Genomic DNA, 20,227 nt, shown 5'->3' with positions numbered 1-20,227 from the left:
CATTGGGGGCATTCCGTTATGGGACATGCCCCCTTTTATCATCAGATCAAAAATGGAAGTAAACCATTGGTCTGAACAAGTCGAATTGGAGCAGATTATGAGATTAGACAAATATTTAAAAGTATCCAGACTGATCAAACGCCGCACCGTGGCAAATGAAGCCTGCGACGCAGGACGTGTCATGGTAAACGGTCGTGTGGCAAAGGCTTCTCTGGATGTCAAAGTGGGCGATGTGATCGAAATTGCCTTTGGAAACAAATCCGTACGTGCACAGGTGCTTCAGGTAGCAGATACTTCCCGTAAGGAAGAAGCAAAAGAGATGTTCAAATACCTGTAGAAACAATTCCCGATGGTGGAAAGTAAATGCATTTGTAGAAACCATCAGGAAGGATGCATGTATCAGTCATAAATACAGACGACCTCCCATATACTGGAAACAGTAAGGGAGGTTTTTTTATGGAAGAGAGACAGGCATCCAGACAACACAAGATAATCCTGACAAACCGCGGAACCTGTGCGTTGAATGGCATATCGGATATCTTATCCTTTGATGTAAATGAGATTTTACTGGAGACAGAAATGGGGATGTTGATGATCAGGGGCATGGACCTTCATGTGAACCGTCTGACGCTGGAAAAAGGTGAAGTGGATCTGTCGGGAAAAATTGATTCCATTCAGTATTCGGATGTAAACAAGGGAAAAGCATCACAGGGGGAGTCGCTTCTGGGGCGGCTGTTCAAGTAGATGGTAAGTCCGGGGATCATGCAGCAGGGCAGTCTGTTTTTGCATGCAATGGCGTTTGGCGTGGCATTGATCTTCTGTTACGATCTGCTACGGATCTTTCGCAGAGGGGTTCCTCATGGAACCGTGTGGATCGCTGTGGAGGATATGTTTTTCTGGCTGATCAGTGCCTTTGTGCTGTTTCAGCTCATGTATGAGGAAAATGATGGGAAGCTACGCTGGTTTGTGATCATGGGCGTGCTGCTTGGCATGATCCTGTACAACGTGAGCCTCAGCCGGTTTGTGGTGCGTTTTGGAAGTTTCTTTTTCCGTCTGATTTTACGTGTGATCCGGGCAGTTATCATGGGCATTGTGAAGATATTACAGTTTCTGTTGAAGCCTTTGGCTAAATGTATCCAACGCACTTGCAGGACAGGTAAAAAAAGCAGTAGATATGTAAAAAAACAATTGAAAAAACTATACAAAACAGTTAAAATGGGTTTGTGTAAACTGTAGACGCAGGATATGAATAACAGAGGGTGAAAAGTCGTATGCGTAAAATGAAGCAGAAAAAGAAAAAACAGAATAGAACAGGTAAAATCTGCGTTTCCTGCGTGGTAGTCGTGCTGACCTTGATCATGTCCGTACAGATCGTACATTTATACGGAGTGAATGAAGGGTACAAACAGGAAGAGAAGACCAAGAAAGAACAGTTACAGGCAGAGAAGGATCGGGCAGAAGAACTGAAGCAGAAGGAAGCTTACGTCGGTTCCGAACAGTACATTATTGATACTGCCAAATCAAAACTGGGTATGACCTATCCGGATGAGATTGTTTTCAAAGAGAAATAAGCAAGACCATGAATTTTGAGTGATTTCAGGATTCATGGTTTTTTTAACTTCATAAACAGGTTCAAACCCTTCGATTCGATTCAAAATCCTTTCCGTGAACAGATTTTGCCGAAAACTTTTGCAAAACCGGACAAGGGTTTGACAAAGATTTTATAAGGATCGGACTAGAATGATTCCCTGAGCGGATTTAACCAAATAAGCTGCATGGCTGAAATTGGGTTATGAGCAGGTAGTATGAGCGGATGGTGAACATCTGCTTGATTATCAGGGAGGGAAAAATATGAAACGATTCGATCTGAAACAATTACTTTTGTGCATTGCCACGCTGGTATCGTCCCAGTTTGAACTGGCAGGCGTTTACCCGCTGATTCCGGCGATTTTTATGACTGGATTCTTAAGTGGCGTCAACCGCAGTCTGCTGTTTTTGTGCACCATGGGAGGGCTGATCATTCTGGCACCGGTGACGGTGCTGGTCAAATACGGTCTGATCGTGCTGTTGAGTACGGTGCTGATCCGTGGTGTGGAATGGTACAGCGGACATTGCAGGACGGTTCCGGCAGCGATCCTCACAGCAGGGATCACTGTGGCTGTTGGCATCGGATGGAGCAGTATGAAACTGCCGGGGACGTCGGCGGTTTTTATCCGAATATGTGAGGGAATCTTAGTATGCGGATTTATCTATGTGGTGACAAAACTGCTGTCACTGATTCCGGAGTGGGAGCCACGTTCAGCAGGAGAACTGCCGGTGTACGTCCCGGGCGGACAGCGGTTGAATGAGTATGCGGAATCTTTTGAAAAATTATCGAAGACGTTTCGGCAGATGAACCGCTATAAGGAAGATTTTACCGCGGAGGAGCTTGGACGGATGCAGACGGAGGTCACCGGAAGAATCTGTGCGTCCTGCAATCAGTGTGCAATCTGTTGGGAAGAAAATACGACACCGATGTATCAGGTGCTGTACCGCTTTTTGCAGGCATTGCAGCGCGGGGCAGATGTCAATGAGAGTGCACAGGAACTGGAGCAGTATTGCCCGTACAAGGATGAGATGATCGAACAGATCATGCTTGTGTTTGAAAAGGCGCATCTGAACATGGCGTGGTACAACCGTCTGCAGGAAAACCGGGATGTGATCGCGCAGCAGCTGGATGCCATGGCGTACATTATGGAGGACTGTGCCAATGAGGAACAGGACGTGACCGCACGGGAGGGAAAACTGGCAGCTACCATGCGTTACGCGTGGAAAGAGCGGGGGATCACGGTGGAGCAGCTTCGGATTCTGGAAAACAGTCATGGAAAGTGGCAGATTTATTTTCAGGGAAAAACCCGTGGCACAAAATGTATATCTGTGAAAGAAATGGCAAAAATAATCAGCAGTGTGAGTGGCAGAAGTTTTAAACCGGTGAAGGACAGTAAGGCGCTTCTGGGAGCAAAAAGCATGCCGCTGCTTTTCTGTGAAAGCTGCCGTCTGACGGCGTATTACGGTGTGGCAAAAGCCATCCGGGATGATGAGCAGGTATCCGGGGATAATTTTTCTTTTCAGATGCTGGATAACGGAAGCTGTATTATGAGTGTGTCCGACGGCATGGGAAGCGGTTATGCAGCTTGTAAAGAGAGCGAAATGGTGATAGATTTAATAGAGAAATTTATGGAAGCCGGATTTTTGCCGGATACTGCCCTTCGCATGATGAATTCTGCCATGGTGACACACGGGGAAAATAATCTGTTTTCCACAGTGGATCTGATGCGGCTGGAATTGGACAGCGGTATTGCAGAATTTTACAAGATCGGTGCGGCGGTGACGTTTATCCGCCATGGTGACGAAGTGCGCGTGGTGGAACAGAGCAGTCTGCCGGTGGGGGTGTTTGCCGGACAGAAAGTGCCGAAGATCACACAGAAACTGGAAAACAGTGATTTTGTGGTGATGGTGACGGATGGCGTGTTAGAACATCTCCATGTGGAGAATGCAAATCAGACGATGCAGGAGATCATTCGCGCGGTCACAACCAACAATCCGGCGCAGTTTGCCAGAGAGGTATTAGACCAGGTGCTGCTTTTTACCGGTGGTCGTGTGCGGGATGACATGACGATCCTGACAGCCGGGATATGGGAGCGATAGGTCGAAAAAGATGCTGACAGCTGGAATCTGGGAGCGGTAGATGGGAAGAAGATACCGACAGCTGGAATCTGGAGCGATAGACGGAAGGAAGAAGATGCAAAAGAAAATACAAATATTTATCAGACAATATCATATGATAGAAGAAAACGATCATGTGGCAGTAGGGGTATCCGGGGGCGCAGACTCCGTCTGCCTGCTGCATCTGCTGTGCGAACTGCGAAAATGCATGCATTTTCGCTTGACAGCGGTGCATGTGGAGCACGGCATCCGCGGCGCGGAAAGTCTTGCAGACGCGGCATTTGTCAGGCAGCTTTGCGCAGACTGGAACGTGCCGCTGCACACATTTTCGGTGGATGCGCTCCACCAGGCAAAAACGCAGCATCAGTCGCTGGAGGAAGCGGCGCGGGAGCTGCGTTATCGCTGTTTTTATGAGGCTTGCCGAAAATGCGGTGCAAACCGTCTGGCAGTGGCACACCATGGTGATGACTGTGCCGAGACGGTACTGTTTCATCTGAGCCGCGGAACGGGGCTCAGAGGCCTGTGCGGCATTGTTCCGGTGCGGGAACTGCCGGAACAGAAGCTGACGCTGATCCGTCCGCTGCTCTGCGTGACAAAGGCAGAGATTGAGGCGTATCTGGAACAGATCGGGCAGAAATATCGGACGGACAGCACGAATGCGGATGTGACTATGAGCCGCAACCGGATCCGCAGTCAGGTATTGCCGCAGCTTTGTGAGGTGAATACTGCCGCTGTGCCGCATATCGTGCGCACCGCGGGCTATCTGGAAGAAATCTGTGAATATCTGGATGAAGCGGCGTGGGACGCAGGCAGTGCGTATATCACATATGAAAGGGAAAAAAATAAAATTGTAAAAATTCGTTTGCAGAGACAAGGCATATTAGCCATGCCAACGGTATTGCAGAAAAATCTGATCCACCGTCTGCTTGGCGAACTGGCAGGCAGCAAAAAAGATCTGACCGCAGCTCACATGGAATCCGTGCAGACACTTTTTACCGCTCAGGTAGGTAAAAGCGTATGTCTGCCTTATGGAATCCGTGCGTATGTGGATTATGAGCAGATTGTGTTGCAGAAGGAATTCGGACAGAAAAAACAAACAGACCAGACAGATCGGAACAATCGAAAAAAGCAAAGTGCTAAAAATAAAGCAGAGAAAAAGACAAGGGAACATGAACTTGTGATTCCAGGGGAATGTATTTTAGAATCCGGGGAACATATTACGACAAAAATCCTGGAATTTGATGGAAATTTTCAACAAATTCCGGAAAAAACATGTACGAAATGGTTTGATTATGATAAAATCAAAGATACTGTTCAGATAAGAACACGCCGTCCGGGAGACTATCTGCAGGTGCAGGCAGCGGGGGGCCACAAGAAACTGAAAGATTATCTGATCAACAGTAAGATTCCGAAAGAGGAACGGGATCAGCTGTTGCTGCTGGCAGAGGGAAGCCATATTTTGTGGGTGATCGGTCAGCGCATCAGTGAAGCATACAAGGTAACACAGAAGACAAAGCACATTTTTGAAGTGTGTATACATGGAGGAAAAGAGAAAAATGAGTGACAAGATTCGTGTTATGTTTACCGAAGAAGAAGTAAACAACAAGATCAAAGAGCTGGGAGCACAGATCAGTGCTGACATGAACGGTGAGCCGGTAAAGATCATCTGCATTTTAAAAGGTGCAAGTTTCTTTGCGTGTGAGCTGGCAAAACGCATCACTGTTCCGGTTTTCATTGATTTTATGTCTGTATCCAGCTATGGTGACGGAACAGAGTCTACCGGCATCGTGCGTATCATCAAAGATCTGGATGATTCCATCGAAGGAGAAAATGTACTGATCGTGGAGGATATCATTGATTCCGGTCGTACCTTAAGCTATCTGGTAGAAAATTTAAAGAGCCGTGGAGCAAAAAGCGTACGTCTCTGCACACTGATGAGCAAACCAAGCCGTCGTGTGGTAGAAGTACCGGTTGATTATATCGGATATGAGATTCCGGATGAGTTCGTCGTAGGCTATGGCCTGGATTATGCACAGAAATATCGTAACCTGCCGTATGTAGGCGTGGTAGAGAACGACTAATCTCAGTGCGAATGCTGGTTGCAAAATGATTGCGTTCATGAGCAGGCAGTGAAAGTGGATTGAGAATGTCCGTTTTACATGAGAATCCCGCTTTTGAAAGTGGAAAGGAATAACTCTTGAAATATGAAAAAGGAGGGCTTTGAAAATTGAAACGTAATTTTAGAGGCCTTGGAATATATGTCTTTATTTTCCTGATCATTGTGTTTGTATGGCGTGCCTTTGGCAGTAACGGTCTGAACACAAATACCTGCACCATGACAGAGTTTCAGCAGGAACTGGACAGTGATCAGGTTAAATCCATTGTGATCCGTCAGAATGAAGAAGTTCCGACGGGTAATCTGACGATTGTATTAAATGACGGAAGCCGCGAACAGATGAGCGTTTCCGATGTCAAAGAGATTGAAAGCATGCTCAAAAAAGCAAATTTTGAGGATTATACGCTGAAGGATGTACCGGGAGAAAATGTATGGATTCAGCTTCTTCCTACATTGCTGATGGCGGGAGTCCTGATCTTCTTTATTATGAGCATGTCCGCACAGTCCGGTGGCGGCAGCAATTCCAAAATGATGAATTTTGGCAAGAGCCGTGCGAAGATGACCATGGGCGAAAATGTCAATGTCAAATTCAGTGATGTAGCCGGATTGAGTGAGGAAAAAGAGGAACTGGAAGGAATGGTTGATTTCCTGAAAGATCCTGCCAAGTATACAAAACTTGGTGCACGTATCCCGAAAGGTGTCATTCTTGTGGGACCTCCGGGTACCGGTAAAACTCTGATCGCAAAGGCAGTAGCCGGAGAAGCGGGCGTACCGTTCTTCTCTATCTCAGGTTCTGATTTTGTGGAAATGTTTGTCGGTGTCGGTGCTTCCCGTGTCCGTGATATGTTCGCAGAGGCAAAAAGACATGCACCGTGTATCGTATTTATCGATGAGATCGATGCAGTGGGACGCCGTCGTGGAACCGGCATGGGCGGTGGACATGACGAGCGTGAGCAGACCTTGAACCAGATGCTGGTTGAGATGGATGGTTTCGGAGTCAATGAAGGAATCATCGTGATCGCAGCAACAAACCGTGTCGATATCCTGGATCCGGCGCTTCTCCGTCCGGGACGTTTCGACCGTAAAGTATATGTTGGCCGTCCGGATGTGGGCGGTCGTGAGCAGATTCTGAATGTACATGCGAAAAACAAACCGCTGGCAGATGATGTGGATCTCAAACAGATCGCACAGACTACCGCAGGATTTACCGGAGCTGATCTGGAAAACCTGTTAAATGAGGCTGCTATCATCGCGGCAAAGGACAAACGGATGTACATCTGCCAGAATGATATCAAACGCGCATTTATCAAAGTTGGTATCGGTGCAGAGAAGAAGAGCCGTGTTATTTCCGAAAAAGAGAAACGGATCACAGCGTTCCACGAAGCAGGTCATGCGATTCTGTTCCACCTTCTGCCGGATGTGGGACCGGTTTATACCGTGTCTATCATTCCGACGGGCGCAGGAGCAGCGGGTTATACCATGCCGCTTCCGGAAAAAGATGAAATGTTCCGCACAAAGGGACAGATGTTGCAGGAGATCATCGTGGACTTCGGTGGCCGTGTGGCAGAGGAACTGATTTTTGAAGATGTCACCACAGGCGCATCTCAGGATATCAAGCAGGCAACTGCCATGGCAAAAGCGATGGTTACCAAATATGGTATGTCAGATGATGTCGGAATGATCTGCTATGATGATGACGAAGAAGTATTTATCGGCAGAGATCTGGGACACACCCGCGGTTACAGCGAGAATGTGGCTGCCAGAATCGACAGCGAGGTAAAACGTATTCTGGACGAGTGCAGCAATAAAGCACGCCAGATGATCCGTGAGAACGAGGATGTATTGTATCGCTGCGCAGAGCTTCTTCTGGAAAAAGAAAAAATCGGACGCAGTGAGTTTGAAGCATTATTTGAGGCAAAAGCCGATGATGTGATAACCGTTGACGGAAAAGAAGTGGAAATGTCTGCTGAGTAAAAAAATGTGGAATATGTATAGAAATTGTGCGTATTACCGCGTGATTTGGAGAAGGTGACTGAGAGGTAATTGGCAAACTGCACAAAAAGTGGATTGGAAAATTGTGAACTTTATGCACACTTATTTATGGGGATTTGCTATTATAATACCTGTAAATACCCCCAATACATTATATAGTTTTTTGCTACCCCCATAGTAAAAAATACCTTCTCCTTTTAAAGAGACAGCAGATCGACAGGCTGTCTCTTTTATTTTTTTGATAAAATGAAAGTTATTGAAAAAATACGAAATCGGGAAATCTTTTCTCAGCAGCTAGTCATTCGTTACCTTCATTTCGCAAGAGTTTTATCGCGCTCATTTCCAGCTCCTATAAATGCTGGTCGCTTCCCATTCGCGCAAAATCTTGTGAAATTCAGTCACTCACTAAATCGCTTGCCGAGAAAAGATTTCCCGATTTCTTATGTTATGCAATAAATATTCATAACGAAGTTATTTCGATTCAAATTTATGTAAAATATGGTGTGTGATTCATCTGTTACATATACATATATTGTAGTTATAGAAAGATACTTATTCTAAAAGGAAAATTAGTCTGATTGCAAAAAAATACTTTTGACCAAGTTTTGTGGCTGCTATTGCATTATGAGCAGGTAACGGAAGTTGTTTATGAATATTAGATTGATTTGAATTTAGGGTAAGTAAATACTTGAGGGAAAAAGAAATGAAATATGATTCAGTTCAGAAGTTTAACAGTGTAGAGAATTACATTCTGCAAATGCGTCCAATTTTGAGAAAGAGAGCGTTGTTCTCAGACGGAACGTCAGATTATCGGATTCCGCCGGAGCCGAAGGCGGGAGAGCATGTGAAACTCCGTTTTCGTACGGCGGCAGACAATGTAGATCTGGTTGTGCTCTGTCACGAGGACGAGCGGATCGAGATGCAGATCGCAGATCGGGAAAGTGATTTTGATTATTATGAAGCTGAGGTTCAGGTTGGAAATGAGCCTTATAAGTATCATTTTGAAATTGTTTCCGGTATGCTTCGCTGTAGTTATGACCGGGCAGGTGTTGCACGGGAATACCGTCCGCAGTATGAATTTTGTATCATCCCGGGATTTTCAACACCGGAGTGGTCAAAAGGTGCGGTTATGTATCAGATTTTTACAGACCGCTTCTATAATGGAGACAAATCCAATGATGTAAAGAGCGGCGAATATTACTATATTAACCGCCAGACAAAGCAGGTAGAGAACTGGGACAAATGTCCGGAAGATTTTGATGTGGCAAATTTTTACGGCGGTGATCTGCAAGGTGTTTTAGACAAGATGGACTATCTGGAAGAACTGGGCGTGGAAGTTATCTACTTCAATCCGTTGTTTGTATCCGCTTCCAGCCACAAATACGATACACAGGATTATGACTATATCGATCCGCATTTTGGTGTGATCGTAGAGGACGGTGGTGAGCCGCTGCCGGAATGGTGTAACGATAATTCACAGGCGTCTCTTTACAAAGCGCGTGTGACGAATAAAAAGAATCTGGAAGCCAGCAATGAGCTGTTTATCAAGCTGGTGGAGGAAGCACATAGCCGTGGCATGCGTGTGATCCTGGATGGTGTGTTCAATCACTGCGGTTCCTTTAATAAATGGCTGGATCGTGAAAAAATTTATGACGATGCCGCAGATTTTGAGCCGGGTGCGTTTGCGACAAAAGACAGTCCGTATCACAGTTATTTCCATTTCCAGAATGACGATGCTTTTCCGAATAATGTGACGTATGAAGGCTGGTGGGGACACAATACTCTGCCAAAGCTGAATTATGAGGAATCTCCGGAATTAGAAGCCTATGTACTGGGTGTTGCGAAAAAATGGGTTTCTCCGCCGTATAATGCCGATGGATGGCGTCTGGATGTGGCAGCGGATCTGGGACACAGTCAGGAATACAATCACCGGTTCTGGAAGAAATTCCGAAAAGCAGTCAAAGAGGCAAATCCGGAGGCGCTGATCCTTGCGGAGCATTATGGAGATCCGAAAGAATGGCTGCAGGGCGATCAGTGGGACAGCGTTATGAACTATGATGCGTTCATGGAACCGCTGACCTGGTTTTTGACCGGTATGGAAAAACATAGTGACGAATACAAAGATTACATGTTAGGTAATATTGAAAATTTTGAAAATGCGATGACACACTATATGGCAAGTTTTGGAACACCGTCTTTACAGTGCGCGATGAATCAGCTTTCCAATCACGATCATTCCCGTTTTCTGACACGTACGAACCACAAAGTTGGTCGTGCTGTAAACCTGGGAACACAGGCGGCTTCCGAAGGAATCAACAGAGGTGTCATGAAAGAAGCTGTTATTGTGCAGATGACATGGCCAGGCGCACCGACACTGTATTATGGTGATGAAGCAGGCTTATGTGGATTTACCGATCCGGATAACCGTCGTACTTACCCTTGGGGCAAAGAAGACAAAATGCTGATTCGTTTCCATCGTGATATGATTCGGATTCATCGTGAAAATCCGGCGTTTTGTACCGGTTCGGTGAAGTTCCTGCATGGAGACCGAAATATTCTCTGTTACACACGTTTCAATCGCGAACAGCAGTTTATTATTGTTATCAACAATGATGGTTATACAAGAAGTATTGAGGTCGGTGTGTGTGGAGCTGGAGTACCGAAAAGCTGTCAGCTGACACAGATCATGTACTCCACAGAAGATAATTATTCCATGGCACCCGTGGTTTATCAGGTGGAGGGAAGCTACCTCAATCTGACTTTGCCAAAATATTCTGCGGTAATTTTACGACATCTTACAGGAGAGGACTAAAAAGACACACATAAATCATAATGTAATCTTACGGAAATAGTTGTATGAAATGAGGATATATGGTATATTTTGGAAATAGACAAAAGGAAATTGTGACGGCTGTCTGATGCGTAGACCGGATGTGTTTCTAACATGCCAACGCGAGTCCAAACAAACCGCATATCCTCAAGAAATCAGAACTTTATTGTAAAAAGTGTTTGTACATGTTACAATGTGAGCGCAAAGAGTCAGATGAAATCAAATAGTATACATCTGCCACACAATAAAAAATAAGAATAACGTATAATTACTTGCCCGTATAATACGCAGCGCTCATGCAGCACAACGTGCAAAGACGAGATTAAGGAGGATAATGTTATGCTGGAGAACGACTTGACTAATATTGAAATGCTGATAATGAAATGTATTTGGGATACCCCTGAAGAACTTGCCCTGTCACAATTGGTAGCAATGGTAAATGAACGGTTTGAGAAAAGCTGGAAACCTCAGACTATTTCTACTTATTTAGCACACCTGGTTCGTAAAGGATACCTGAGTATGCGCAGAAAGGGAAAAGTATTCCTTTATCACCCGGAAGTATCCGAAGAAAGTTACAGATCCTCTCAGATCGATGAACTGGTTAATTACTGGGGAGATCCGGGTACACCGACAGAGTTCCTGTCCGCATTATTTGTGACAGGAGACAGCGAAAGTGAATCCGACGAGGATTTAGAGGACTTAAGAAAATTATTGGATGAGTTGGATTAATTTCTTCTTTTTTGTAATCATTTTAAATACGGTTACTGGAACGGTTGCATATCTGTTATGCAAGCTGTTGACACGGATCGCAGAGAAAGCCGGTGCAATTCGGGTGATATATCCGATGTACCGGCTTGTGATGATTTTCTACACGATCCCATTTGGTTGGATATATATTTATATCAAATGCAATCGTGTATATGGATCGTACGGGATTGGTGATAGTTTTTTCGGTACTCCGATCATATTTTGGATTATACAGATAGCTTTGATCGTTTGGCTCATAGGAATGGTATGTGTAATTGTTCGCAAGCTGAAGGATAGTTATGAAGAACGAAAAGCACATGAGCTGAAAATGAAAAATAATATGCCATTTCGTGCTGATGAATATCGTGCTATGCTCAGCAGAATGTATCCACACAGAAATTGGAAAAGAACACAGTTTTGTACAAATTTTCTGACGAGATCACCTGTGGTAGTTGGAAAACTTTTCCCGGTTATCATAATTCCGGAAAGAAAGTATTCGGAATTTCAGATACAGGTGATTTTGATGCATGAAGGAATGCATATCGTTCGGCTGGACAATCTTGCAAAGAAAATATCAAGTGTTCTTATATACATAAACTGGTTCAATCCATATCTGAAATCATATACAAAAGAACTGGATGAATGGGCAGATATTGCTTGTGATATTAGTGTATGTAAGCGTTTTTTAGGTGGAAACTCTAAAGAATATTATATTGCACTAATGGCAGCAAAAACTTCCGGGCATTCCGTTGTTAACCCTTTTGTCTCGCAACTGAATAAGAGCAACGAGTCTATCAAGAGGAGAATGTCGTATATGAAAAAATGGAAAGATAGTAGATCGAAAAGATTTGTTAGTGCAATCTTAATGGCAGCTTTGATTATGTGTAGTTCTGTAACCGCTTTTGCTGCAAGCAGTCAGGTTGCTGATCAGCAGGATAATGTATATCGAGAAACACGAGAGATGACAAATGAAAATGATGATAACACTGATTATGTGGAATCTGATTTGGAAATTCAGATATTGCCTGCAGAGCAAGTGGATGAAGAAAGTTGGGATGACGCCGTTGTTTATGATGATTCAATATTAGAGCCATTGACTGTTCAGAAAAATTTTAGTTGGACTGTTCCACCTGAAAAATTTGCGAGATCTGCTGGCTTCATCAAATCAAAAGGTAGTGAAATCATTATTTCTTGTTATATTTATTCGGATTTAACTCACTGGGTTGGAATTCGTAGACCTGACGGTTCTATGGCTTATGTTGCAGGAACACATCAGATTACAAAAACTTTCAAATGTGAAACAACAGGAACTTACTATGTATTTGTAGAAAATAGAGGACGAGTTAACATTAAAGCTGCAGGTTATTACATCCGCTAATCTTTTACAATCAAAATGAAAAGAATCTATGATTTCATAATGGTTTGAAAGAGTCGTTTCAATCTGACAAAAGTGAAATAAGTATATGTGGGAGTGTGAAGAACAATAAAAAGTTTTTCACACTCTTTTCTTTTTTGTGTACTTTTGCAATCTGCATACTTCACAACTGAACAGTAATTCGTTCATTTTTTGGGAAAAACACGAAAAAACTTGTCGAATCCTGTCGACAAGGTCCGGGAACCTGAGAAACTTGCCGAAAATGCCTTGAAAAACACGACTACATTGATAAAATAGTTGCAACAGAACACGGATGAGTTCTGAAAATACTACAGTTAGAGGAGACTTGAGATGGAGAAGAAAGTATCAATCAGAGATATCGCAAAACTGCATGTATCACAGCAACTTGAACGGAAAAAAGCAATATTATTGAATTTGGAACTGGATACGTGTATGAGAGCAGGAAAAGAGTGGACTCCGATTCCGGGGATTTTTACGTGGGAAGATCGAAAACGTTATGAGATGGATCAGAAGATTATGCTTCCGAATGGTACTTTTACGAAACAATTCTCTCTGCCGAATTATTTTCGGGGAGAAAACGCATATGTAACGCGAGGCAGGCATATACAGGAGCAGGACATGCTGACAGAAATGGAACAGATTCCGGGTGTGGAGCCGGAATATTATGGAGATGGAAGCGAATGGCTGGCATTTACCAGCAATTTTGACCAGGCGTTGTTACATGCTTGCTGTAAATGGGATAAAGATGCCAGAGAATGGCGTCCACTGACAGAAGATGAGATACATAAGCCGGAAAAAGAAGGCGATGCGGATTATCGTTACGGTGTGATCTATATGGCAAAGGCAGATGATGAGCGTTTTTCAGGAAAAGCAGAATGTTCTCCGGCCTGTCACGTGATGACTCCGGCAGGGATTCTTGCAGAACGCGGTCAGCGGCAGTATACATTTGCGATGAGGATGCAGAAAGAAGATACGTTGCAGGAGGATGCATGTTTCGACCGTCTGATCTTTGAACACACGGAGGATTTTTGTAGAGATGTGTGTGAATTAATGACCGGGTTAAAGAAATTTTAATAAATTTTACAGTTGTGTTTTTATTGCCATTGGGGTATGATATTTTCATGTATGTAGTCACTGATTGCATAAAATAAGCAGTTTTGCAATCTTGTTAAGTGCTGTTCTTTATATATATAACTTTATGTAATAAGATAAAGAATGACTTGTATAGCGGGATAAACAATAGAATGCTTAATACGTTGCAGAAGAGAAAATAAAAGTGAAGAAAACATGGAGATAAGATATGGCAAAAGGCAAGAAAATTTCCAAGAAACAGAGAAGAAAGAGAAAATTAATTCTGTTTATCGTTGAGATTATTATTTTGATTATTGTAGCTGGTGCGTTATATGTTTACAGCAAATTGAACCTTTTTAACAGAAAGGAACTGGATCAGTCCAAAGTTGGAAAAAATGAGGTTTCAAAAGAAACACAGCAGACGTTTGAAGGAAATACGACCATCGCGTTGTTTGGTCTGGATAACCGTGATCAGGGCGTATATGATACCGGTAACAGTGATGTTATTATGGTTATGAACATTAATAATGATACGAAGGAAGTAAGTCTGGTATCTGTATATCGTGATACTTACCTGAATATTGCAGGTGAAGGAGAGGAAGAAAAATTCCGTAAAGCCAATGCGGCATATTCAGCAGGTGGTGCGGAGCAGGCAGTTACTATGCTGAACCGTAATCTGGATCTGGATATTGACAATTACGTGGCATTCGATTTTAAATCTGTTGCGGAAGCAATTGATATTCTTGGTGGTGTAGAGATTGATATTGAAAGTCAGGCGGAGATGGATTATCTGAATGACTACATCTCATACACCAGTGAATATGTTGGTGGAAGCGATGAGATGATCGATCATCTTGGAAAACAGACTCTGAATGGTGTACAGGCAGTATCTTATGCCCGTATCCGTTATACAGCAGGTGGAGATTTCAAACGTGCAGAGCGTCAGCGTCGTGTTTTAAATGAATTGATCAAGAAAGCAAAAGATGCAAGTTTAACGGAACTGAATGAGCTGGTAAGTACAATCTTCCCGGAGGTATCTACCGATCTGACACAGAAAGACATTATCAGTATGATGCCTGTAATGTTGAAATATGATATGGCAAACAGTGGTGGTTTCCCGTATGATAAGACGACAGATACACCAAGTAAAAAGATTGGAAGTATTGTAATCCCATGTGATCTTGAAAGCAATGTTATTCAGTTACATAAGCAGCTTTTTGGAACAGAGGATTATCAGCCGTCTGAGACAGTACAGTCTTACAATGATACGATCATTGATCTGACAGGTAAGACAACGAAAGATTCAGAGACAGATCAGTTCAGTGATCAGGATGATTTCTTTGGAAATGGAACACAGCAGAATAGCAATAATTCAGGAGATGGAGGAGCAGACAGTTCTGCAAGTGATTCACAATGATAAAATTGTATATTTGTCCCGAATGTGGATGGATGCGAACCGTATCCCGGAGGGCAAATGTGGAGTGTTTTAAATGCTCCAATGTTGAAATGGTTCCAGTGAAGCTGGAATATACAAAATATGTGCAGATGTCTGGCGAAGAACGTGAGAATTACGTGGAAAGTTGGATGTACATACATAGTAAAAAGAAGAAATAATGTTATACATGAGTCTGTGGCAGTTGCTACAGGCTCATTTTTTGCCATATATAGCTATAATAAGTTTAGGGAAGAAGTATGTCAGTTTGAAAAATGTGCAGCTTATATAAAATCAGATTATGGGTAAAGGAAAAAGGTCATTAGAATGGATTGGATAAGGAATAAAAGGATAGATTGTTAATAAAATAACATATAGGCAAAATAAAACGACCAATGGGGAACATTGGTCGTTTTAAGGGGAGTATAAATAATTAATAAGGGGTATAATTGAAAAGAATATTGAAGGGAAGATTCTTTTCACATTGAATTATATAGCATTTGTCCAGAAATTGCAAATAATTTAACAAACTTTTTTTGTGAAATTCACGCGAATTTCAGGCAAATTTTTCCATGCATAGAAAAATGGGAACCAGACATACTATACCTGTAAAAATGAAACAGGAGGAATCATAAAATGGCTAAAAATTATATGTCTGAAAATGATTACAAAAATGCAGATTACACAAATGGAAAGAACGCGTCTAATAAAGCACAGGATAAGTCCCAGAACAAATCTCAGAATAAAAACAGTACAAATTCTTCTGAGAACTGTGGCAAAAATGCTTCCAATGCAGATAAGAACTGCCGTTAGTGCAGGGTACAGATGCTGACAACATTTCAAAGAAAAGGAATATGCTATAGTAACCGGGAATGGTGAAATGGCAAAAGAAAAGCGGACTGTAAAACGGTTCGCTTTTCTTATTTTTGCCCGATTATGGGAGTTCACTCTTTTATTGTAGGAATAAATGGATGGATTTTTCTATATAAATATCAGAATGAATTTATTAAGGTTGCTGTGATGCAGCATATTATGGGGGAAAGGTTATGGGATTGTGTCTGATCAGTGCGAAAGAGATTGAGACTTACAGGCGAAGATGGAATGCGTATTTGATTGATTTGCGCGATCCTGAGGATTATCGCCAGTGGCATATTCCGGGAGCGAGAAATGTGCCGGTGGAGGAGCTGGAGGCATTTATGGAACACGCATCAAAGGAGCGGTTGTTGATTTTTTATTGTCAGCATGGAAATGCAAGTGTGCAGGAAGGATGCAGATACGTGAAACGGGGATTTCGAATTTGTTCGGTTGCCGGAGGCATGGATGCGTATCAGTTTTGAAAATATACCAGTAGATCTGATGATTGACAGCATAAATAAGAAAAGATTATAATGATAGGAACTAATAGAAGGAAACAAGTTTTTGAACGCAGGTCGTAAAGTGATTTCGTTCATGAGCAGGTAGCGAGAGCGGATTGAAAATGTCCGCTTTACATAAAAATTTGACAATAACGATAAATAAGAATAACAGGAGAGAAAAGATGGAGTTACAGCAGTTTATTTCTCCTTGTCATTTTGGTATGGAGGCAATTTTAAAGCGTGAGATCTACGATCTGGGCTATGACATTGTCAAAGTGGAAGATGGCAGGGTTACATACGAAGGTGATATGGAGACAATTTGTCGTGCAAATATTCATTTGCGGACAACAGAGCGTGTACTTTTGAAAGTGGGCGAGTTTCATGCGGAGACATTTGACGAATTATTTGAAGCGGTGAAGGCGATTCCATGGGAGAATTATCTGCCGGTAGATGCAAAATTCTGGGTAACCAAGGCATCTTCGGTCAAAAGTAAACTGTTTAGTCCGTCAGATATCCAATCTATTGTAAAAAAAGCGATCGTAGAGCGGTTGAAAACCTATTATGAGGTGAACTGGTTTGAAGAAACTGGTGCTTCCTATCCGCTGCGTGTATTTTTGAATAAAGATGAAGTGACCATTGGCATTGATACATCGGGAGAATCCCTTCATAAGCGTGGTTATCGTGTGCTGAGCAGTAAGGCACCGATCACAGAGACACTGGCAGCGGCTATGATCCTTTTAACGCCATGGAAAGCAGATCGTATTCTGGTAGATCCGTTTTGTGGAAGTGGAACGATTCCAATTGAGGCAGCTATGATCGCAGCGAATATTGCACCGGGAATGAACCGCACGTTTACGGCACAGACCTGGACAAACCTGATTCCAAAGGAATTGTGGGATGACTGTTTTGAGGAAGCAAAAGAAATGGTCAACACAGATATCGAGACAAATATTCAGGGCTATGATATTGATGGTGAGATTATCCGGGCAGCCAGAGATAATGCAAAACGTGCTGGAGTGGATCACCTGATCCATTTTCAGCAGAGACCGGTCAGCGAATTAAAGAACCCGAAAAAATATGGCTTTGTTATTACAAATCCACCATACGGAGAACGTCTGGAAGAGAAGGCAGCGCTGCCAAAACTGTATCATGAAATCGGAGAGGCATTTGCAGGACTTGACTGCTGGTCAGAGTATCTGATCACTTCCTATGAGGATACAGAACGCAGCATTGGAAAGAAAGCAGACAAAAAACGTAAAATTTATAACGGTATGCTGCGGACAAATCTGTATCAGTATATCGGACCGAAGCCGCCAAGAAGAAAAAAGACAGAGGCATAGAAAAGCAACCATTTTGCATGCAGGGAAACGTAAAATCACAGAAAAGAGGGACAGGCAGTATGAAGCAGAGAATTATTTTTGCAACTGGCAATAAAAATAAAATGAGAGAGATTCACGAGATTCTGGGAGACCTTGGCTGGGAGATCCTTTCCATGAAGGAAGCCGGAATTGACGTGGATATTGTCGAGGATGGAACAACATTTGAAGAAAATGCATTGATCAAGGCAAAAGCAGTTGCCGCACATTGTAATGACATTGTACTGGCAGATGATTCCGGACTGGAGATAGATTATCTGAATAAGGAGCCAGGCATTTATTCTGCACGCTATGCGGGAGAAGATACTTCCTATGATATTAAAAATCAGATGCTGCTGGATCGACTGCAGGGCGTGCCGAAGGAGAAACGTACGGCACGATTTGTGTGTGCGATCGCGGCGGTAGTTCCGGGGCAGGAGCCGATCGTGGTGCGTGGAACCATTGAAGGTTATATTGGTGATAAACCGGCAGGAGAAAATGGATTTGGTTATGATCCGATTTTCTATGTACCGGATTTGGATTGTTCTACGGCAGAGTTGTCTCCGGAGGATAAAAATGCAAGAAGCCATCGTGGAAACGCATTGCGGGCGATGCGGGAAGAATTAAAAAACTATATCAAATAAGTGATGAATTTTATCTCAGTCGAGAAGACTCCCACTTCTGCAAGTGGTGAGTAATAACAAGTCTTTCTCAGTGGGAGTACAATCTCCGACTGAGATAAACGCTCAGCGAGGGCGCACATTGTCTGGGAGACAATGGTTTTGCGCCGACCGGAACGGAGTGTAGAGTGCAGTGATTCTGAGAAGAATATGTCAGCCTTCGCTGACCAGAATCACGCACCAAGTCTCACGTGCGTTCGACTTGAACTGATAGATTGGCATATAAAATCTGAATGTAATGATAATTTTGTGAAAAGGGAGGGATGGAAAAGATGAAAGTTTTGATCGTGAGTGATACGCATGGAAGACATGCAGGAATTGAGGAAGCTATTGAGCGGGAATATCCATTTCAGAAGCTGATCCATCTTGGGGATGCGGAAGGATACGAAGAATATATTGCAGAACTGGCTGAATGTCCGATTGAAATCGTTGCGGGAAACAATGATTTCTTTTCTGACCTTCCAGATGAGAAAATTATCTTCATCGAGGATTTTTGCGCTCTGATCACACATGGACATGCCTATGGGGTGTCTATGGGCTACCAGAATATCAGAAATGAGGGCAGAGTGCGTGGCGTGGATGCAGTCATGTTTGGTCATACACATCGACCGTTATTGGAAGAAGATGATGATCTGATTCTGCTGAATCCGGGAAGTCTATCCTATCCACGTCAGAGAGGACGTCAGCGTTCTTATATTGTGATGGAAAAAGAGCGTGGGAAAAAGCCGACATTTGAAATTCGTTATCTGGATGATTAAGAAATCGTATCTTGTTTTTTCTATTTATGGAAGAAAAGATAGGAAAAACTAACTTGAATTTTTAAAAAAAATTTTTGAAAATATCTGGATATTCCAATGTATGAAATGCCTGCGAAGCCGCAAAAATAAAGGGTTTGCGGGCATTAGAAAAGTTTTTGAAAAAAGTTTTAAAAAGTTGTTGACAAAATGCGTGGATTGCCATATAATAATTCTTGCGTCGCGGGTAAGACAACAGCGATGCGACAGAAAAATACGGGGTGTGGCTCAGCTTGGCTAGAGCGCCTGGTTTGGGACCAGGAGGTCGCAGGTTCGAATCCTGTCACCCCGATTATATGCGGGTGTAGTTCAATGGTAGAACACCAGCCTTCCAAGCTGGATACGTGGGTTCGATTCCCATCACCCGCTTTGTTATGAAAGGTTCTCATAACAGTTGTGTGTTCGTAGCTCAGCTGGATAGAGCAACGGCCTTCTAAGCCGTGGGTCGGGGGTTCGAATCCCTTCGAGCACATTGTCAGGAGTTTCGCCTGATACCCAAAGAAATTTGGACATGGTGGGTATAGCGCAGTTGGTTAGCGCGCCAGATTGTGGCTCTGGAGGCCAAGGGTTCGAATCCCTTTATCCACCTTAAATCACTCCTGCTTGGTTGTAAATAATGGGCTATCGCCAAGCGGTAAGGCACAGCACTTTGACTGCTGCATTCGCTGGTTCGAATCCAGCTAGCCCAGCTCAATAATTTCATATGGGTGTGTAGCTCAGTTGGTAGAGCACTTGACTTTTAATCAAGTTGTCC

Annotated in this window: 19 protein-coding genes and 5 tRNA genes; all 24 read left to right on the top strand. The window is 43.2% G+C overall.

Annotated features, from left to right (window positions below):
* The first annotated feature begins 97 nt into the window (after window positions 1-97).
* A complete protein-coding gene (locus DXB15_RS14900) occupies window positions 98-337 on the top strand; it encodes an RNA-binding S4 domain-containing protein (protein ID WP_109216174.1) in 240 nt (79 codons plus the stop codon).
* A 119-nt stretch (window positions 338-456) separates the two neighbouring features.
* Window positions 457-744, top strand: a complete 288-nt coding sequence (gene yabP, locus DXB15_RS14895) for a sporulation protein YabP (RefSeq protein WP_109216173.1) — start codon at window positions 457-459, stop codon at window positions 742-744.
* Window positions 745-1,236: a spore cortex biosynthesis protein YabQ gene (gene yabQ, locus DXB15_RS14890; protein ID WP_118703384.1), complete on the top strand. Its 492-nt coding sequence runs from the start codon at window positions 745-747 to the stop codon at window positions 1,234-1,236. It begins immediately after the preceding gene.
* A gap of 35 nt (window positions 1,237-1,271) precedes the next feature.
* The gene (locus DXB15_RS14885) at window positions 1,272-1,571 is read left to right on the top strand and encodes a septum formation initiator family protein (protein ID WP_118703383.1); all 300 of its coding nucleotides are present in this window, start codon (window positions 1,272-1,274) and stop codon (window positions 1,569-1,571) included.
* Window positions 1,572-1,851: 280 nt separating this feature from the next.
* Window positions 1,852-3,687 carry a SpoIIE family protein phosphatase gene (locus tag DXB15_RS14880; RefSeq protein WP_118703382.1) on the top strand — a complete coding sequence of 612 codons (1,836 nt, stop codon included), beginning with the start codon at window positions 1,852-1,854 and terminating at the stop codon, window positions 3,685-3,687.
* A gap of 40 nt (window positions 3,688-3,727) precedes the next feature.
* A complete protein-coding gene (gene tilS / locus DXB15_RS14875) occupies window positions 3,728-5,269 on the top strand; it encodes a tRNA lysidine(34) synthetase TilS (protein WP_118703381.1) in 1,542 nt (513 codons plus the stop codon).
* Complete coding sequence (hpt, locus tag DXB15_RS14870; protein ID WP_109216168.1) at window positions 5,262-5,786, top strand: hypoxanthine phosphoribosyltransferase; 525 nt, start codon at window positions 5,262-5,264, stop codon at window positions 5,784-5,786. Before tilS ends, hpt begins: the two co-directional genes overlap by 8 nt.
* A gap of 146 nt (window positions 5,787-5,932) precedes the next feature.
* A complete protein-coding gene (ftsH, locus tag DXB15_RS14865) occupies window positions 5,933-7,795 on the top strand; it encodes an ATP-dependent zinc metalloprotease FtsH (protein WP_109216167.1) in 1,863 nt (620 codons plus the stop codon).
* A 721-nt stretch (window positions 7,796-8,516) separates the two neighbouring features.
* The gene (locus DXB15_RS14860; RefSeq protein WP_109216166.1) at window positions 8,517-10,625 is read left to right on the top strand and encodes a glycoside hydrolase family 13 protein; all 2,109 of its coding nucleotides are present in this window, start codon (window positions 8,517-8,519) and stop codon (window positions 10,623-10,625) included.
* A gap of 357 nt (window positions 10,626-10,982) precedes the next feature.
* Window positions 10,983-11,372 (top strand): BlaI/MecI/CopY family transcriptional regulator, encoded by a 390-nt coding sequence (locus DXB15_RS14855; RefSeq protein WP_118703380.1) that lies wholly within the window; start codon window positions 10,983-10,985, stop codon window positions 11,370-11,372.
* The gene (locus DXB15_RS14850; protein WP_118703379.1) at window positions 11,359-12,768 is read left to right on the top strand and encodes a M56 family metallopeptidase; all 1,410 of its coding nucleotides are present in this window, start codon (window positions 11,359-11,361) and stop codon (window positions 12,766-12,768) included. The genes DXB15_RS14855 and DXB15_RS14850 overlap by 14 nt, the downstream gene beginning before the upstream one ends.
* A 348-nt stretch (window positions 12,769-13,116) precedes the next feature.
* The gene (locus DXB15_RS14845) at window positions 13,117-13,860 is read left to right on the top strand and encodes a hypothetical protein (RefSeq protein ID WP_118703378.1); all 744 of its coding nucleotides are present in this window, start codon (window positions 13,117-13,119) and stop codon (window positions 13,858-13,860) included.
* A 226-nt stretch (window positions 13,861-14,086) separates the two neighbouring features.
* Complete coding sequence (locus tag DXB15_RS14840) at window positions 14,087-15,274, top strand: LCP family protein (protein WP_118703377.1); 1,188 nt, start codon at window positions 14,087-14,089, stop codon at window positions 15,272-15,274.
* Between the two features lie 59 nt (window positions 15,275-15,333).
* A complete protein-coding gene (locus tag DXB15_RS14835) occupies window positions 15,334-15,471 on the top strand; it encodes a hypothetical protein (RefSeq protein WP_243115664.1) in 138 nt (45 codons plus the stop codon).
* 454 nt (window positions 15,472-15,925) lie between these two features.
* A complete protein-coding gene (locus DXB15_RS17075; protein WP_177957209.1) occupies window positions 15,926-16,102 on the top strand; it encodes a hypothetical protein in 177 nt (58 codons plus the stop codon).
* 233 nt (window positions 16,103-16,335) lie between these two features.
* Window positions 16,336-16,626, top strand: coding sequence for a rhodanese-like domain-containing protein (locus DXB15_RS14830; RefSeq protein ID WP_109216160.1), 291 nt, complete (start codon window positions 16,336-16,338; stop codon window positions 16,624-16,626).
* 200 nt (window positions 16,627-16,826) lie between these two features.
* The gene (locus DXB15_RS14825; protein ID WP_118703376.1) at window positions 16,827-17,984 is read left to right on the top strand and encodes a THUMP domain-containing class I SAM-dependent RNA methyltransferase; all 1,158 of its coding nucleotides are present in this window, start codon (window positions 16,827-16,829) and stop codon (window positions 17,982-17,984) included.
* Between the two features lie 59 nt (window positions 17,985-18,043).
* Window positions 18,044-18,643 carry an XTP/dITP diphosphatase gene (locus tag DXB15_RS14820; protein WP_109216158.1) on the top strand — a complete coding sequence of 200 codons (600 nt, stop codon included), beginning with the start codon at window positions 18,044-18,046 and terminating at the stop codon, window positions 18,641-18,643.
* Window positions 18,644-18,951: 308 nt separating this feature from the next.
* Window positions 18,952-19,437, top strand: a complete 486-nt coding sequence (locus tag DXB15_RS14810; protein WP_109216980.1) for a metallophosphoesterase family protein — start codon at window positions 18,952-18,954, stop codon at window positions 19,435-19,437.
* Between the two features lie 253 nt (window positions 19,438-19,690).
* A tRNA-Pro gene (locus DXB15_RS14805) sits at window positions 19,691-19,765 on the top strand.
* Window positions 19,766-19,771: 6 nt separating this feature from the next.
* A tRNA-Gly gene (locus tag DXB15_RS14800) sits at window positions 19,772-19,842 on the top strand.
* Window positions 19,843-19,871: 29 nt separating this feature from the next.
* A tRNA-Arg gene (locus DXB15_RS14795) sits at window positions 19,872-19,945 on the top strand.
* Between the two features lie 42 nt (window positions 19,946-19,987).
* A tRNA-His gene (locus tag DXB15_RS14790) sits at window positions 19,988-20,061 on the top strand.
* A 29-nt stretch (window positions 20,062-20,090) separates the two neighbouring features.
* Window positions 20,091-20,162 (top strand) — tRNA-Gln (locus tag DXB15_RS14785).
* The last annotated feature ends 65 nt before the right edge of the window (window positions 20,163-20,227 follow it).

The organism is Roseburia sp. OM02-15, assembly GCF_003481835.1.
Classification (GTDB): Bacteria; Bacillota; Clostridia; order Lachnospirales; family Lachnospiraceae; genus Eubacterium_I; species Eubacterium_I ramulus_A.
The sequence above is the reverse complement of the archived record's forward strand: the minus strand, read 5'-3'. Positions and strand labels throughout refer to the sequence as shown.

What these genes read in the sequence shown, in the direction of transcription:
- DXB15_RS14900 (WP_109216174.1), top strand. Translation starts at nt 98, where the DNA reads ATGAGATTAGACAAATATTTAAAAGTATCCAGACTGATCAAACGCCGC.
- yabP (WP_109216173.1), top strand. Translation starts at nt 457, where the DNA reads ATGGAAGAGAGACAGGCATCCAGACAACACAAGATAATCCTGACAAAC.
- yabQ (WP_118703384.1), top strand. Translation starts at nt 745, where the DNA reads ATGGTAAGTCCGGGGATCATGCAGCAGGGCAGTCTGTTTTTGCATGCA.
- DXB15_RS14885 (WP_118703383.1), top strand. Translation starts at nt 1,272, where the DNA reads ATGCGTAAAATGAAGCAGAAAAAGAAAAAACAGAATAGAACAGGTAAA.
- DXB15_RS14880 (WP_118703382.1), top strand. Translation starts at nt 1,852, where the DNA reads ATGAAACGATTCGATCTGAAACAATTACTTTTGTGCATTGCCACGCTG.
- tilS (WP_118703381.1), top strand. Translation starts at nt 3,728, where the DNA reads ATGGGAAGAAGATACCGACAGCTGGAATCTGGAGCGATAGACGGAAGG.
- hpt (WP_109216168.1), top strand. Translation starts at nt 5,262, where the DNA reads ATGAGTGACAAGATTCGTGTTATGTTTACCGAAGAAGAAGTAAACAAC.
- DXB15_RS14860 (WP_109216166.1), top strand. Translation starts at nt 8,517, where the DNA reads ATGAAATATGATTCAGTTCAGAAGTTTAACAGTGTAGAGAATTACATT.
- DXB15_RS14855 (WP_118703380.1), top strand. Translation starts at nt 10,983, where the DNA reads ATGCTGGAGAACGACTTGACTAATATTGAAATGCTGATAATGAAATGT.
- DXB15_RS14850 (WP_118703379.1), top strand. Translation starts at nt 11,359, where the DNA reads ATGAGTTGGATTAATTTCTTCTTTTTTGTAATCATTTTAAATACGGTT.
- DXB15_RS14845 (WP_118703378.1), top strand. Translation starts at nt 13,117, where the DNA reads ATGGAGAAGAAAGTATCAATCAGAGATATCGCAAAACTGCATGTATCA.
- DXB15_RS14840 (WP_118703377.1), top strand. Translation starts at nt 14,087, where the DNA reads ATGGCAAAAGGCAAGAAAATTTCCAAGAAACAGAGAAGAAAGAGAAAA.
- DXB15_RS17075 (WP_177957209.1), top strand. Translation starts at nt 15,926, where the DNA reads ATGGCTAAAAATTATATGTCTGAAAATGATTACAAAAATGCAGATTAC.
- DXB15_RS14830 (WP_109216160.1), top strand. Translation starts at nt 16,336, where the DNA reads ATGGGATTGTGTCTGATCAGTGCGAAAGAGATTGAGACTTACAGGCGA.
- DXB15_RS14825 (WP_118703376.1), top strand. Translation starts at nt 16,827, where the DNA reads ATGGAGTTACAGCAGTTTATTTCTCCTTGTCATTTTGGTATGGAGGCA.
- DXB15_RS14820 (WP_109216158.1), top strand. Translation starts at nt 18,044, where the DNA reads ATGAAGCAGAGAATTATTTTTGCAACTGGCAATAAAAATAAAATGAGA.
- DXB15_RS14810 (WP_109216980.1), top strand. Translation starts at nt 18,952, where the DNA reads ATGAAAGTTTTGATCGTGAGTGATACGCATGGAAGACATGCAGGAATT.